Origin of the sequence: Caballeronia sp. INDeC2, from assembly GCF_023631325.1 — a bacterium.
Lineage (GTDB): Bacteria > Pseudomonadota > Gammaproteobacteria > Burkholderiales > Burkholderiaceae > Caballeronia.
Genome location: NZ_JALQDG010000042.1, coordinates 154479 through 169554, shown reverse-complemented (window position 1 = coordinate 169554; position 15076 = coordinate 154479). Strand labels below are relative to the sequence as shown.

The 15076-nt window shown below is 64.8% G+C and carries 12 protein-coding genes; 1 reads left to right on the top strand and 11 read right to left on the bottom strand.

Features of this window, described 5'->3' with window-relative positions; translation table 11 throughout:
- Positions 1–7 precede the first annotated feature (7 nt).
- The 3 genes from NCS28_RS27980 to NCS28_RS27970 form a co-directional block, all read right to left on the bottom strand.
- Entirely contained in the window at positions 8–1225 is a 1218-nt protein-coding gene (locus NCS28_RS27980) for a CaiB/BaiF CoA transferase family protein (protein ID WP_250517028.1), read from the bottom strand.
- A 111-nt stretch (positions 1226–1336) separates the two neighbouring features.
- On the bottom strand, positions 1337–2233 hold the full coding sequence (locus NCS28_RS27975; RefSeq protein ID WP_250517027.1) for a LysR substrate-binding domain-containing protein: 897 nt from the start codon (positions 2231–2233) through the stop codon (positions 1337–1339).
- A 73-nt stretch (positions 2234–2306) separates the two neighbouring features.
- Complete coding sequence (locus NCS28_RS27970) at positions 2307–2594, bottom strand: hypothetical protein (protein WP_250517026.1); 288 nt, start codon at positions 2592–2594, stop codon at positions 2307–2309.
- Positions 2595–3056: 462 nt separating this feature from the next.
- Between NCS28_RS27970 and NCS28_RS27965 the strand changes: the two genes are divergently transcribed.
- Positions 3057–5408 (top strand): hybrid sensor histidine kinase/response regulator, encoded by a 2352-nt coding sequence (locus NCS28_RS27965; protein ID WP_250517238.1) that lies wholly within the window; start codon positions 3057–3059, stop codon positions 5406–5408.
- Positions 5409–5414: 6 nt separating this feature from the next.
- On the opposite strand, the gene NCS28_RS27960 is transcribed toward NCS28_RS27965, so the two are convergent.
- The 8 genes from NCS28_RS27960 to NCS28_RS27925 are packed head-to-tail and all read right to left on the bottom strand — an operon-like array spanning position 5415 to position 15020.
- On the bottom strand, positions 5415–6263 hold the full coding sequence (locus tag NCS28_RS27960; RefSeq protein WP_250517025.1) for an amidohydrolase family protein: 849 nt from the start codon (positions 6261–6263) through the stop codon (positions 5415–5417).
- 18 nt (positions 6264–6281) lie between these two features.
- On the bottom strand, positions 6282–7922 hold the full coding sequence (locus NCS28_RS27955) for a class I adenylate-forming enzyme family protein (protein WP_250517024.1): 1641 nt from the start codon (positions 7920–7922) through the stop codon (positions 6282–6284).
- A 28-nt stretch (positions 7923–7950) separates the two neighbouring features.
- Positions 7951–9054 (bottom strand): ABC transporter ATP-binding protein, encoded by a 1104-nt coding sequence (locus tag NCS28_RS27950; protein ID WP_250517023.1) that lies wholly within the window; start codon positions 9052–9054, stop codon positions 7951–7953.
- Between the two features lie 25 nt (positions 9055–9079).
- Entirely contained in the window at positions 9080–10669 is a 1590-nt protein-coding gene (locus NCS28_RS27945; RefSeq protein WP_250517022.1) for a phytoene desaturase family protein, read from the bottom strand.
- Positions 10670–10686: 17 nt separating this feature from the next.
- On the bottom strand, positions 10687–11541 hold the full coding sequence (locus NCS28_RS27940) for an ABC transporter permease (protein WP_250517021.1): 855 nt from the start codon (positions 11539–11541) through the stop codon (positions 10687–10689).
- Positions 11538–12371 (bottom strand): ABC transporter permease, encoded by an 834-nt coding sequence (locus NCS28_RS27935; RefSeq protein ID WP_250517020.1) that lies wholly within the window; start codon positions 12369–12371, stop codon positions 11538–11540. Before NCS28_RS27935 ends, NCS28_RS27940 begins: the two co-directional genes overlap by 4 nt.
- A 17-nt stretch (positions 12372–12388) precedes the next feature.
- On the bottom strand, positions 12389–13474 hold the full coding sequence (locus tag NCS28_RS27930; RefSeq protein ID WP_250517019.1) for an ABC transporter substrate-binding protein: 1086 nt from the start codon (positions 13472–13474) through the stop codon (positions 12389–12391).
- 52 nt (positions 13475–13526) lie between these two features.
- Positions 13527–15020, bottom strand: coding sequence for an aldehyde dehydrogenase (locus NCS28_RS27925; RefSeq protein WP_250517018.1), 1494 nt, complete (start codon positions 15018–15020; stop codon positions 13527–13529).
- Positions 15021–15076 lie beyond the last annotated feature (56 nt).

The window sequence follows — 15076 nt, the reverse complement described above, 5'->3', positions numbered from 1 at the left end:
GACGCTTCTATGCCGTCGCGGCATTAGCCGCGCTTGCGCGTATCACGCCGGCATTCGACAGCGCGGCGACTTCGTCTTCCTCGATGCCGTAGAAGCCGAGCATGTCGAGCGTGTGCTGGCCCGTCAAAGGAGCGGGCGTTTCCTCCGGCGAAGGTGTATCGGAAGGTCCGAGCGCGAAGCCGTGCGTTCTCACCCTGCCCGCCACCGGATGCGCCACCGTACGGGCGATGCCGCTTTCGCGATACTCCGCCGTCTCGACGACCTCGCGATAGCTCGTCACAGGCGCGCAGAGAATGTCTCTCGCCGAGAGCATGTCGGTCCATTCGGCGGTGCTGCGTCGGACGAAATGCGCCTCGAGGATGTCGTGCAGCAGCGCACGGTGATGCACGCGGGCGTCGTTGGTGGCGAAGCGCGGGTCGGTTTCGAGATCGGGCGCATCGAGCAGCTCGCACAGCGCGCTCCATCGGCCTGGATGGTAGGCCACGATCATCATCCATCCGTCGCGTGTACGGAACGCTTCGTTCGGGCATGCATAGGGCGCTGCGCTTCCGGTTTTCTCCGGTTCGGCCCCCGACGCCAAGTACGCTGCGAAACCGATCTGCTGCAGCATCAGCGTCGCGTTGTACAGGCTCACGTCGAGGTGCTGCCCCGTTCCTTGCGTGCGCACGATGTGCAGCGCGCCGAGCACGGCGATCGTGGCGAGGTAGCCGCCCATCATGTCGGCGACGGGCACGGGCACCTTCAACGGGTCGCCATGCGCCGTGCCAAGCGTGCTCATCAGCCCGCTGACGGCCTGTATGACGCCATCGACACCGGGCCGCTTCGTGTTCGCGCCGCGTTGCCCGAATGCCGAGACCGAGCAATAGACGAGCTTCGGATTGACTGCGCGAAGCGTCTCGTAGTCGAGTCCCATCGAGGCCATGACGCCCGGCCGGAAGTTCTCGATGAGCACGTCCGCCTTGCGGGCCATCGTCAGGATGGTGCGCCGTCCGGCATCGGTCTTCAGATCGATGGCGAGACTGTACTTGCCGCGATTGACGCTCATGAATGCCGGGCTCTCGCCATTCAGCCACGGCGGTCCGATATGCCTGCCGATTTCGCCGCCCGGCGGCTCGATCTTGACGACATGAGCGCCGAGATCGGCAAGCGTCATCGAACATACGGGTCCCGCCAGCACGTGCGAGAAGTCGAGCACGCGCACGCCTTTCAAGCTGTCTCGAATCATTTGTCGTGGTCCTGTCTCCGGGTCCGACGTTGCATCGAACCATGGGCGCAGATTAGATTCGCGCTACCGGAGGAACAATCGACTTTTTCGAAAGGAGGTTTTGAGTTTTTGTTAAAGGGTGTCGGCGTTCTGCACGAGCGAGATCAGCCAGTCGCGGAATGTCGTCAATGCCGCCGACGGACGACGCGTGGCGGGCCACGCGAAATAATACGTATGGGCGCCACGGTCGAGCTCGAAGCGAAATGGCGCGACCAGTTGCCCGCTATCGAGTTCGGCCTGCACCAGCGCCTTCTGCGCTATTGCCACGCCATGTCCCTCGATGGCGGCCTGATATGCGAGCAGCGACGTCTCATAGCGCATCTCACGACGACGCCCGTCGAGCGCGAGCCCTGCCGCTTTCAGCCACAACGACCAGTCATCGGCGCGCGCGAGCGAGTGCAAGAGCGTCTCGCCTTGCAGCCTGCTTCGCGCCCGGATCTTGCGTGACGGCGCGGCGACGGGCACGAGTTCGTTCGGGATGAGCCGCTGAGCAAAGAGGCCGGGCCAGTTGCCATCGCCGAGCTGGATACCGCCGTCGATATCCTCGCGCTCGAAATTGAGCGGCGCCGATGAAGTGGTGAGCTGCACATCGACATCCGCGTGCCGCCGATGAAAACCGGCGAGCCGCGGTATGAGCCAGCGTACCGCGAACGTCGCGGGTGAGCGGATCTTGAGCACCTGAGAGCGTCGCCCTGCTGTACGGATGCTATCGGTTGCCTGCCGCAGGCCCGCGAAGAACGGCATCAGTTCGGCGAGATAGTGCGCGCCTGCGGAAGTCAGTTCGAGCCGGCCCTTGACCCGTTCGAACAAATCGACGCCGAGAAAGCTTTCCAGCGTCTTCACCTGGCGGCTCACGGCCGCCGGCGTCACGGCGAGTTCGTTCGCCGCTTTCGACACGCTCAACAGGCGTCCGGTCGCTTCGAAAGCACGGATGGAATTCAGCGAAGGCAGCGGCGCGGGACGGTCCATGAAGCATCGGCCTGGGAGACGGTGTCTGGAATTCTGACGCAGAATGGCGTGCTGTGGAAATGGGCGGTGGCCGTTACGGCATTGGCGGCCGATACCCCGGAATCTGCCGCAACGCCGTATCGCACGCCGCCGAAAGCGAAGCCAACCGCTCGACATTCGCGCGCATATCAACCTGCGTGCGCGCGATGGTCTCGCGAATTTCTTCAAGCCGGGGCATGATGCGCTCCGCGATCACACTGCCCTCATCCTGGTGCTCTAGACACGCTTGGGCATCCTCGCGTGCTTCGTGCAGCTCCATCACCGACACCTTGTTCTGCGCGAGCAGACGCGCATAGGTTTCCGCCAGTTCGCCGAGGCCCATCGATTGCATTCGCGCGACGAAATCCCGTGTCGATCGATAAGCGAGCTCCCCCGCGTCATAGGCCATGAATTGGGCGTCGAGAATGGAAAGCGAGAGGCGCCCTTCGGGTGTTGCGAATTCGATCTTGGTCGGCATGATGCAAGCGGCACGGTTTGAGGTGCCCCAATTCTATAAAGCCGACCTTGATGCGCTTTTCGGAAGACGACGAAAGACACGGCGAATATGTGCAATGCAGCGTTGCGGACCGAGGGGCCCGAGGGGCCCGAGTGGTCAAACCGCCCCCTGCCCAAGCGGCGCGACGATCACGACGCAAAACGCGGAGCACGGGGTCGAATCAATCGCCGCCAGGAAAGAGCCGCCAAACACCAACTTTCCCCCGGCAGCTACAATCCCACGCTAGATACCCGACGACGGAACCATCGTCGCGCGCAGTTTGCGAACCAACATCTAGTGACGAGTGCCATGCGTAACGGAAGCAAGACAAACGACACTGGCGTCGCGCCGAATTGGGCGCACATCTGGGTCGGCTCGACGGCCAGGCTTGCTGCCTTCTGCCTTACGCCAGAAGGGTTCATCAGCACCTGGAACCCCGGCGGAACCGCGATCTACGGATACGAGAGCGACGAAATAATCGGACGCCACTACTCGGTTTTCTTCCCCGACGACGCACGCGAGCGCCAAAAGCTCGAAAACGAACTTTCCGAAGCGCGCGAGAACGGCGGATTCGAAACCGAGGGATGGCGCAAACGCAAGGACGGCTCCGTCTTCTGGGCGAGCGTCCTTACGACCGCCCTCGTCCAGCCCGACGGCGCCCTGTTCGGTTTCGCGAAGATCGTCAGGGACGAAAGCGACAAGCGCAGAGCGCACGATGCCGTCATCGAAAGCGAGCGGCGCTTCAGGCTGCTCGTCGACGGCGTGACCGACTACTCCATTTTCATGCTCTCCCCCGAAGGGCTCGTCACGAACTGGAACAGCGGCGCGCGGCGCATCAAAGGCTATAGCGCCGAACAGATCATCGGTTCCCACTTTTCACGGTTCTATACGCCCGAGGATGCCGCCGCCGGGCTGCCGCAGCGCGCATTGGAGACAGCGGCGCGCGTCGGCAGGTTCGAGTCGGAGGGCTGGCGCTTGCGCCGCGACGGAACGAAGTTCTCGGCGCATGTCATCGTCGACGCGGTACGGGACGAAACCGGCAAACTGATCGGGTTCGCAAAAATCACGCGGGACGTGACCGAAAAGCGGGAAGCCGACCAGCTTCTCGAAGAAACCCGCTCGGCGTTGTTCCAGGCGCAAAAGATGGAAGCCATCGGAAAGCTCACGGGCGGCGTGGCGCACGATTTCAACAACGTTCTGCAGGTATTGCGCGGCAATCTCGAACTGCTGCGCAGCCGCTTTCTGAGCGATAAATGGAGTCTGGATCGCCTGGCTAACGCAATCGATGCAGTCGAACGCGGAGCCAAACTCGCCGCCCAGCTCCTCGCGTTCGGACGGCGACAGGCGCTTCGACCGGTTTCCGTCAATCTCGCGGCCATGGTTCGCGGCATGGACGATCTCTTGCGGCGCGCGCTCGGCGAGACGATCGAGGTGGAGACCGTCGTATCGGGTGGCCTGTGGAACGCCTTCGTGGACTTGCACCAGCTCGAGAACGTCATCCTCAACCTGGCGATCAATGCGCGAGACGCCATGCCCGATGGAGGAAAACTCACGCTGGAACTGGCCAACGCGATGCTGGACGATCGTTACGTGCGATCGTTGTCCGACGTCCCGGCCGGACAATACGTGATGCTAGGCGTGACCGACACGGGCGCCGGCATGCCGCCCGAAGTGCTCGAACGCGCCTTCGACCCGTTCTTCACGACCAAGCCCGAAGGCGAAGGAACCGGCCTCGGACTCAGCATGGCCTACGGCTTCGTCAAGCAAAGCGGCGGACACATCCGGATTTACAGCGAAGTCGGGCATGGCACGACGATTCGCGTCTACCTTCCCAGGTCGTCGATGGGGGCGATCGATCCCGTCGTCTGGCGCAATGCACCCATATCGGGGGGAACGGAAACCATTCTCGTCGTCGAGGACGATCAGAAAGTGCAGGCTACGGTCATCGAAACGCTGAAGGACCTCGGCTATACCGTGCTCAAGGCCAACAACGCGGACCAGGCGCTAGTGGTGCTGAGCAGCGGGATTCATGTCGATCTCGTCTTCACCGACGTGGTGATGCCCGGTTCCCTGAAAAGCCCGGAGATGGCTCGGCGCGCTGTGGAATCGCAGCCGCATTTGAAGGTGCTGTTCACGTCCGGTTACACGCAGAACGCGATCGTCCACGGCGGCCGGCTCGACTCCGGCGTGGAACTGCTGAGCAAGCCCTATAGCCGCGAAGACCTGGCCTTCAAGATACGCCAGATGCTCGGCTCTCCCGGAACCGCGATTCCCGAGCCGAAGGAAGCCGACAAATCCACGTCCGCCCTGCGAATACTCGTGGTCGAAGACGACGCTCCCACGCGCGAAGCCGTCGGCGAACTGCTGTCCATGCTCGGTCACTATCCGACCGGAGCCGCCAACGCGGACGAAGCACTCGAGGCCTTGCCACTCGGCCCCTTCGACGTGCTTCTGACCGACGTCAACCTGCCTGGCATGACCGGCACGGCGTTGGCTCGCCTCGCGCTGGAGCGTGATCCGGCGATCCGGATCGTATTCGCGTCGGGCGATACGGTCTTGCCCGAAGAGGTCGGCGACTTCCCGTGGCAGGCGCTGCGCAAACCCTATACGCTCGATGAGCTCGACCAGGCGCTGCGCAAACCGGATAGCAAGCGACGCTGACGCACGTCATGCGATAAAAGCGAGCGCGTTACCGCCGCGCCAGTCCTCGCGCACCGCATCCGGCATGTCGAGCGCATCGAATTCTTCGAGCGCCTTGTCGACGGGCATCATCGGAAATGCGGAGCCGAAGATCATGCGCTTCTTGAGCACCGTGCGGCCGTATTGCAGCAACGGCTCATAGCCGGAATGCGCGGTCGCGAGCAGCTTCGGCCGCACGGCGAGCGTGCCGATCCACACGTTCGGATGCCGCCACGCCACCGCGAGCAACTCCTGCACCCACGGCCAGCCCGGCGGCGATGCGCACACGCGCAAATCGGGCAGCGCCATCATCACGCGGTCGAGCGCGGCGGGATGGCCGTACATCATCGAGGTATGCGTCGAGAAGTTCGTTCCGCAATGGATGTTCACGGGCACATCCAACTCGACGCACTTCTGATACAACGGAAACAGCAAGGGATCGTCTATGCACAGCCTGTGCTCGAAGCCCTGCACGTTCAAGCCGCGCAGACCCAGTTCGCGCACGGCGGCTTCGAACTCGGCGACGGCGGCATCGCCCTTGTGCGGATCGACACCCGCGAAGCCGATATAACGCTCGCCGTGCGCGCGGCAGAACGCGGCGACATCCTCGTTGGCGATCTTCACGCCGAAGGTGCTCGTCAGATCGCGCGCCTTGATCACGACATGGCGGGCGTTCAGCCGCTCGTACGTCGCAAGATAGTCGGCGAGCGGGTCGACGCCGCCCGGCACGGCGGTCTGACGCTCGGTGCCTTCATACACCCGTCGATAATTCGCCAGATGACTCACGGGGCCATCGAACTGAAGCGAAGGCGGACGGCTCGAAAAATCCACGAACATGAGTGACTCCAGAGCGCTTCAGCGCCAGCGCGATTCCTGACGGTCGTAGGTATGCGCGAACGGATCGGCGGTCTCGGCGATCAAGCGCTTCTTCGCGATCTTGCGCGACGGCGTGCGCGGAAAGTCGCCATCGACGTATTGCAGGAAGCGCGGCACCTTGAACGCCGCGAGATGCTTCGCGCAATGCTCGAACACGGCAGCGGGCGGCACATCGGCGTGAGAGAGGCCATCGCGCAACTTCAGATACGCCTTGACCTCTTCCCGCCGCAACGGGTCCGGCACGGGCACGACGGCGGCTTCGTCGATCGCGTCCATGCTGCGCAGCACGGTCTCCACTTCCGTCGCCGAGACGTTCTCGCCCGAGCGCTTGATCATCTCCTTGATGCGGCCGACGATCGAATAGAAGCCCTCTACATCGCGCCGGAACAGGTCGCCCGTGCGGAACCATTCGCCGTCGAAACTTTCGGCGTTCGCCTCGGGCCGCTTGTAATAGCCCCACAGAATGCCGCGTCCGCGTATCCACAACTCGCCGGTTTCATCGGCATCGGCGATGCTGCCGTCCTCGCGCCGGATCTGCAGTTCGCGAAACGGCGCGGGCAGGCCGCAGGTGCGTTCGAGCGCCTTGTCGTGCGCCCACGCGGGCACGAGCGCGCCGGTGCCGACTTCGGTCATGCCGAAGCCTTCCCGCGCGATCACGTTGAAGCGCGCCTGCACCTCCTCGCGCGCGGGCCTCGTCCAGCCGTAGATGCTGATGTATTTGAGGCAGATGTCCGCATCGCGTGCGCTCGGCGGATGCTGGCTCAGCGCGGGCTCGGGAAAGATGCAGTAGTGAATGCGAAAGTCGATGAGCCAGGACATGAAGCGCGTAAGGCTCATGCGTTCCGCGATAAACGCGGTGCCGCCGAGTTTGAGCGTCATGAGAAATTGCCACATCGGGTCCATGTAGAAAAATGGCGCCCAGATCAGCACGTTTTCGATGCCCGCGTCCGGCCCGCGCCGATGCCGCGCCGCGCCGTGGCAATGGATCATCCAGTAATCGTGGCTCAGCATGCAGCCTTTCGGAAAGCCCGTCGTGCCCGAGGTGTATTGCAGATTCAGCAGATCGTTGCGCGAGACCGCGGCGGGCGGGGTGAACGCTTCGTCGCCCGCATCGACGAGCGCCTGCCAATGCAGCGGATGATCGCCGCCGCCCGCGACGATCACGCGCTCCCACGCCAGCAGCCCCGGCAACGCCGACGCATCCGCGAGGCGCGGCAGGAATTCGGCGTCGATCACGAGATATTGCGCATCGGCGTCGGTGAGCACGAAGTTCATTTCGTCGTGCGTGTAGGCCGTGTTGACCGGCACCATCACCGCGCCGATACGTCCGAGCGCGATCCACGTCAGCGGAAACTCGGGCGTGTTCTTGAGCATCAGCGCAACGTGGCAACCCTTGCGGATGCCGCGCCGCACGAGCGAATCCGCGAGCTTCGACGCCATGCGGTCCAACTGCGCATACGTCATTTCGATGCCGCGTTCGAACCATACGGCGGCAGTCTTGTCGCCGTGCAGCGCGGCCTGCTCGCGCACGAACTCGCCGAGCGACTCGGGCAGCGCGAGCTGCTCCTGACGCTTTCGGCGGACGAGTTCCTCCTCCACGGTCGGCGACTGTGTCTTCATGCTGTTCTCCGGAAAACGTGTCTGGCGTTCAGTCCTGCAGGATCATCTGGCAATCCTCCGGCGCCCAGTCGATCACGACCGCGGCGCCGCGCGCGTGGGTCGCGGGGCGTCGGCTGCTCTGCTGCTGCACGACGATCTGCATGTTGCCGGGCAGGCGCACGTGATGACGCACGACGCTGCCGAGCGTGATGGAATCTTCGAGCGTGCCCGCGTGACGCCGGCCGTCGGCGATGGCGTTGTCGAGCGAAAGATCCGGCTGCGCGGGCGTGGGCATCATGCGCACGCTTTCGGGCCGCACGAGCAGCTTGACCGCCGCGCCGCGCGCGACCGTCGAGCGCATCGCGGCGCGCAGCATGCCGAGCGGCGTCGAGACGATCGCGTGCTCGCCCGTGTTGTCGTGCACCGTCCCGGCGATCAGATTGGCCGTGCCGATGAAGCTCGCCGCGAACGCCGTGCGCGGCGCGCGATACAGCTCGTCGGGCGTCGCGATCTGCTCGACGCGGCCCTGGTTCATCAGCACGATGCGATCGGACATCGAGAGCGCCTCGTCCTGATCGTGCGTGACGTTGAGCATCGTGATGCCGAGTTCCGCGTGCAGGCGGCGAATCTCGAACTGCATCTGTTCGCGCAGCTTCTTGTCGAGCGCGCCGAGCGGTTCGTCGAGGAGAATCAGCGCCGGGTTATAGACGATGCAGCGCGCGAGCGACACGCGCTGCTGCTGTCCGCCCGACAATTCCTTCGGCTTGCGTTGCGCGATATCCGGCAGGCGCACGAGATCGAGCACGTCCTTCACCTTGCGGCGAATCTCGTCCTTCGGCAGCTTGCGCACGCGCAGCGGAAACGCGATGTTGTCGAACACGCTCATGTGAGGCATCAGCGCATAGTTCTGGAACACCATGCCGAGGCCGCGGGAACTCGGCGGCGCATCGGTGATATCGGCGCCGCGCACGAAGATCCGTCCCGACGACGGCCGCACCATGCCCGCGATCAGATTGAGCAGCGTCGTCTTGCCCGAGCCGCTCGGGCCCAGCAGCGTGACGAATTCGCCCTGTTTCACGCTGAAATCGAGCGGCGCGAGCGCTTCCACCGCGCCGTAACGCCGCGAGACCTGTTTCAGTTCGATCATGTTCATCGTCGGACTCCGCTCATCTTCGCGCTCAATGTTTTTCCGCGCGCAATACGACCTGCGCCGCGTTGTGTCCCGGCACGCCCGTCACGCCGCCGCCCGGATGCACCGATGCTCCGCACTGGTACAAGCCCTTGACCGGCGTGCGATAGTCCGCCGCGCCCTGCACCGGACGCCGGAAGAAAATCTGGTCCGCGCTCAGTTCGCCGTGATGCACGTGCCCGCCCGGCAGCGCGAAGATGCGCTCAAGATCGAGCGGCGAAAGCACCTGCGCCGCATCGATACACTCGCGGATATCCGGCGCATACTCGGCGAGCGTGTCGATCACGACGTCGTAGAGATGCGCCCGCTGCATGTCCCACGAGCCTTCGCGCAACGCATACGGCGCATGCTGGCCGAAGATGCTGATGAGATGCTTGCCCGCGGGCGCGACGCTCGGATCGACCGCGCTCGGCGTCATCACGACGAGCGCCGGATGCGGCGAGATCGCACCGTATTTCGCGGCGTCCCATGCGCGTTCGAGATACTCGACCGACGGCCCGATTCGCACTTGCGCCGGATACGCGAAACCGGCCGCGGCCGCGTCGAAGTCGGTGAACGTCGGCAGACGGTTGAGCGCGAGGTGCACCTTGAACGCGGTCGAGCGGTCGCGGATTTGCGCCACGCGCGACAGGAAGGGCGGCGCGACATGCCGCGCATCGACGAGTTGCTGGAACAACACCTTCGTCGCGACGTTCGAGATCACGCAGCCCGCTTCGATGTGCTCGCCCGACGCGAGCCGCACGCCCACCGCGCGCCCGCCTTCGATCAGCACTTCGGACACGGGCGCATCGCAGCGCACCTGCATGCCGTGCGCCTTGCCCGACGCCGCGATCGCATCGGAAATCGCGCCCATGCCGCCGCGCACGAATCCCGCCGGTCCCGCGCTCGTCGTATGGTCGCGGATGAAGCCCCGCAGCAGCACGTAGGCCGATCCCGGCGAGCAGATGCTCGTCGCCGCGCCGCCGCACGATGCGTAGAAGCCCAGCGCGGCGATCATCTCGTCGGAGCGGAACCAGCGCGCCAGAAAATCGCGCGCGGACAGCGTGAGCACGTCGTACAGCTCGTAGAATTGCTCGCCCATGTCGCGGAAGCGCCACGCGAAGCCGAGCAGCTTGCTGCGCGCCGACAACGCGGAGTCGGCGGGATCGGGCGGAATCTCCCACAGCATCTCGGAGACCACCTTGCCGAGCTTCGTCATGTGCGCGCGATACGGGCCGTAGGCGCCGGCGTCCTCGCGGCTGAAGCGCGCGATATCGGCATGCAGGCGCTCGCCCTCGGCGCGGAACACGAGACTGCGTCCGTTGCCGTAGAGATGCACCATCGGCGGCGGCGCGACGATCTCGTAGCCGTACTTCGCAAGCTCCAGTTCCTCGATGATGCGCGGCTGCAGCAGCGCCATCGTGTAAGACGCCGTCGACACGCGATAACCCGGCCACACGGCTTCGCTCACGGCCGCGCCGCCCGCCATCTCGCGCCGCTCGAACAGACACACCTTGAGCCCCTTGCGCGCGAGATACGCGCCGCACACGAGGCCGTTGTGTCCCGCACCGATGATCACCGCGTCATACCTGTTCGCCATCTTCGTATCGTCTCGTACTAGTGTTCGGCGGATGCGTCGCGCCGCTGCAAGGCCATGATGCCGAGGCACACGACAAGCGAGATCAGCGTGAGCAACGTCGACACGGCGGCCAGCACCGGCGACACTTCCCAGCGGATCGCGCTGTACATTTTGACGGGCAGCGTCGTCGTCTGCGGGCCGGAGATGAAGTACGCGACCACGACTTCATCGAACGACAACAGAAACGCGAACAGCATGCTCACGGCAACCGAAGCGCGAATCTGCGGCAGCACGACCTGAAAGAAGATCCGCACGCGGCTCGCGCCCATCACGAGCGCGACGGCTTCGAGCGAGGCATCCGCGTGACGCAGACCCGATCCCACCGCGATCACGACGAACGGCACGACGAGCACCGCGTGCGCGAGCGCGAGACCCCACACGGTATTGACGAGCGCGAGCATCGAAAACTGCTTGTATATGCCGAGGCCGAGCACGACGACGGGCACGAGCATCGGCGTGATGGCGACGGTTTCGAGCACGCGCTTGCCCGGAAAGCGGCCGCGCGCGAGCGCATAGGCGCCGGGCACGCCGACACAGATCGAGATCGCCGAGGCGAGCAGCGCGACCATCACGCTCGTCACGCACGCGCCCCACCACGCGGGATCGGCGAGAAACTGCCGGAACAGCGCGAGCGAAAACGTCCTCGGCGGGAACGCGAGTTCGGTGCCGCCGCCGAACGAGATCGGCACGATCACGAGGCTCGGGAGCAGCAAGAAGAGATAGCCGCACCAGCCGCCGATCGCGCCGAGCACGCGCATCGTCGCGCGCCAGTCGCGGTGGCTGGTTTCGGGCCTGGCGTAACCGTCGGTCACGCGGGTGGCGGTATCGATCATGCGAGCGCCTCCCTGCCTCGCTGCACGCGGCCGAGCATGCCGATCAGCACGCCGGAAAGCACGAGCAGCATCATCGCGATGGAAGCGGCGAGCGTCCAGTCGAGCGTCGTGCGCGTATAGAAGTCGATGAGATTCGCGAGCATCATGTCGCGCGGGCCGCCCAGCAGCGCCGGCGTGATGTACATGCCCATCGAGAGCGTGAGGCACATCAGCACGCCCGCGATCACGCCGGGCATCGACAACGGCAGCGTGATGCGCGCGAAGATCATCCACGGTCCCGCGCCCATCATCTCGGCGGCGAACTTGAGATTGCGGTTCTGCGTGGTGAGGCTCGTAAGAATCGGCAGCACCATGAACGGCAGAAGGTAATTGGTCATGCCGATCACCACGCCCGAACGGTTGAACATCAGTTCCGGATGCCACGCGTCGCCCGACAGCCAGCCCGCCAGTTTCGCGACGATGCCCGCGCTGCCGAGCACCACCGTGAACGCGTAGCTCTTGACGAGAATGCTGGTCCAGAACGGCAGCATCACCATGACGAGATAGGGCGCGCGCTTCGATGCCGGCAGGCGCGCGAGATGCAGCGCGACGATATAGCCGAGCACGAGGCTCGTGAGCGTCGCGAGCGCGCTGATGGCGAGCGTGTTGCCGAGCACGCGATGAATCAGCGGGTTGCTCAGTACCTGCTCATAACCGCGCAGCGTGAAGCGATGCTCCCAGATGCTCGACCATCCGACCACGCCGAGCGGCCATAGAAAGAAGACCGCGAGCAGACCGTACAGCGGCAGCAACATCACGACGACGGTCTTCACGTTCAGCGTGTAGTTCATCGCGCGTCTCTATCGGATTACGTGAGCATCCACGTCGTGAAGCGGTTTTGCAGCGCGTCGTAGTGATCGCCCCACCATGCATCGTCGACGATGACGCTGTTCTTGTCGTGCATGTCCGGCATGCGCGCCTTCGCGGCGGCGGACATGAGCGGCATCGCGGCAGCGACGTTGGGCGCGAACTCGACCATCTCGCAGAACGCGGCCTGACGGTCCGGGCGCAGACAGAACGCCACGTACTGCATGGCGGCCTGGGTGTTCTTGCCGTACTTCGGCACCGCGAGATATTCGAGGCTATTGAGCGTCTGTTTCATCGACATCTGAATGGACGTGCCCGCGCGCTGCGCCGGCAACACGCGGCTCAGATACGTGTACGTGAAATCCAGCTCGTTGCTCGCGATGAGCGTGACCGTTTCCGGCGTCGTTTCGATCCACTTGCGCACCGAGGGCTTGATGCGATCCATCGCCTTGAACGCGCGTTCGACATCGAGCGGATAGAGCTTGTCGGGCGCGACGCCGTCCGCGAGCAAGGCCATCTCCAGATTCTCGCTGACGCGCGGACGCAAGCCGCGCCGCCCCGGAAACGCCTTCGCGTCCCAGAACTCGGCGTAGGTCGTGGGCGGCTTCGCGGTGCGCTTAGGATCGAAGCCGATGCCGCCCGCGAACGAATAGGTGCCGACGAAATCCGGCGCGGTCTTCGTGATGAGACCATCCGTCTTGACGATGGCCGGATCGAGCTTCGTCCACATGCCCGCCCGCGAACCGGCGACGATCTGCGGCCCGATGCTGTCGAACACATCCCACGATACGTTCTTCGACTCGACCTGCACTTTCATGCGGGCGAGATCCGCGCTGTTGACGAGCGTCACCGCGATGCCCGTCTCCTTCGTGAACGGCTCGGCGAATGCGCCGCGGATCGCCGTTTCGTACGCGCCGCCCCAGCACGTCACGCTGATGCTTTTCGACTGCGCGCGTACGATCGCGGGCGCACCGAGCAGCGCCGCGCCGGCGAGCGCGCCTGCCTGCGCAAGGAACACGCGCCGCGAGCGCGAAGCGTGCAATGAGGCATCGGGCATCGTTCCGGTCTTGACGTCAGGCGTTTTCATGATGGTCTCCATGCTTCGCGCGAATGGTGAGGGACAGCGTGCCGGGGCATGCTTACCCGGCGATCCAGATTGCTTTCCAGTCCATGTATTTGTCGAAGGCGTGCATCGACTTGTCGCGGCCGAAGCCGGATTGCTTGAAGCCGCCGAACGGCGACGACATCGTGCCGCGATCGAAACAGTTGACCCACACGACACCCGCCCTGAGTTGCCGCGACACCTGCTGCGCGCGCGCGACGTTCGAGGTCCACACGGCGGCGGCGAGGCCGTAGATCGTATCGTTGGCGATACGCACCGCTTCTTCCGGCGATTCCACCGTGATTGCCGACAGCACCGGCCCGAAGATCTCTTCGCGCGCGATGCGCATGTCGTTGCTCACGCGATCGAACACGGTCGGCTCGATGAAGTAACCGCCCGAATCCGGTCGCGCCGCACGCCCGCCCGCGATGATGCGCGCACCGTCCGCGCGTCCCGCGTCGATGTAGGACATCACGGATTCGTGCTGCGCCTGGCTCACGATCGCGCCCATCTTCGTGGCCGGATCGAGCGGATCGCCGGGCACGAGCTCACGCGCGATGGCCGCGACTTTGTCGAGCAGCTCGTCGCGCACGGCGGCCTGCACGATGAGCCGCGATCCCGCGTTGCACACCTGCCCGCTGTTGGCGAAGATGCCGGCCGCGACGGCGCGCGCGGCGGCGGCGAGATCGGGACAGTCGTCGAGCACGATGTGCGGGCTCTTGCCGCCGCATTCGAGTCCCACGCGCTTGATGTTCGATTGGCCCGAGTACTGCATGAAGAGCTTGCCGACGGCCGTGGAACCGGTGAAGCCGACCGCGTCGACATCCATGTGCAGGCCGAGCGCGCGGCCGGCCGTTTCGCCGTAGCCGGGCAGCACGTTGAGCACGCCGGGAGGCAGGCCCGCCTCCGTCGCCAGCGCTGCGATGCGGATCGCCGTGAGCGGCGATTGCTCGGCGGGCTTGAGCACGACGGAATTGCCCGCCGCGAGCGCGGGGCCGAGTTTCCAGCTCGCCATCGACAGCGGATAGTTCCACGGCACGACCGCCGCGACCACGCCGAGCGGCTCGCGGATGATCATCGTCGTCATGTCGGGGGCGGCAGGCGCGGTTTCGCCGTAGAGCTTGTCGACGGCCTCGCCGTACCATTGAATGCAGCTCGCCGAACTGACGATGTCGCCGTTGTACGCATTGGCGACCGGCTTGCCGACATCGAGCGATTCGAGCAGCGCCAGTTCCTCGCGACGCTCCATCATGAGCTGCGCGAACTTCAGCATGACCGCCTTGCGCTCGGCGGGCGCGCGGCGCGACCACACGCCGGATTCGAATGCGCGGCGCGCGCTCGCCACCGCGACATCGACATCTTCCGCGCCACATTCCGCGACCTCGGCGATCACGCGTCCCGTTGCGGGATTCACCGTCGCGAAGGTCTTGCCCGAGAGCGCGGCAACATACTGTCCGTCGATGAACGCGCGGCCTTCGGGCCGGACTTCCTGGGCGCGTGCGCGCCACACCGATGCTTCGGGAATGCTCACAGCAAAGCTCCTTGTCTGATGGGCCGGATTGCGCGTGCTTTCTGATGCGGTGTAAT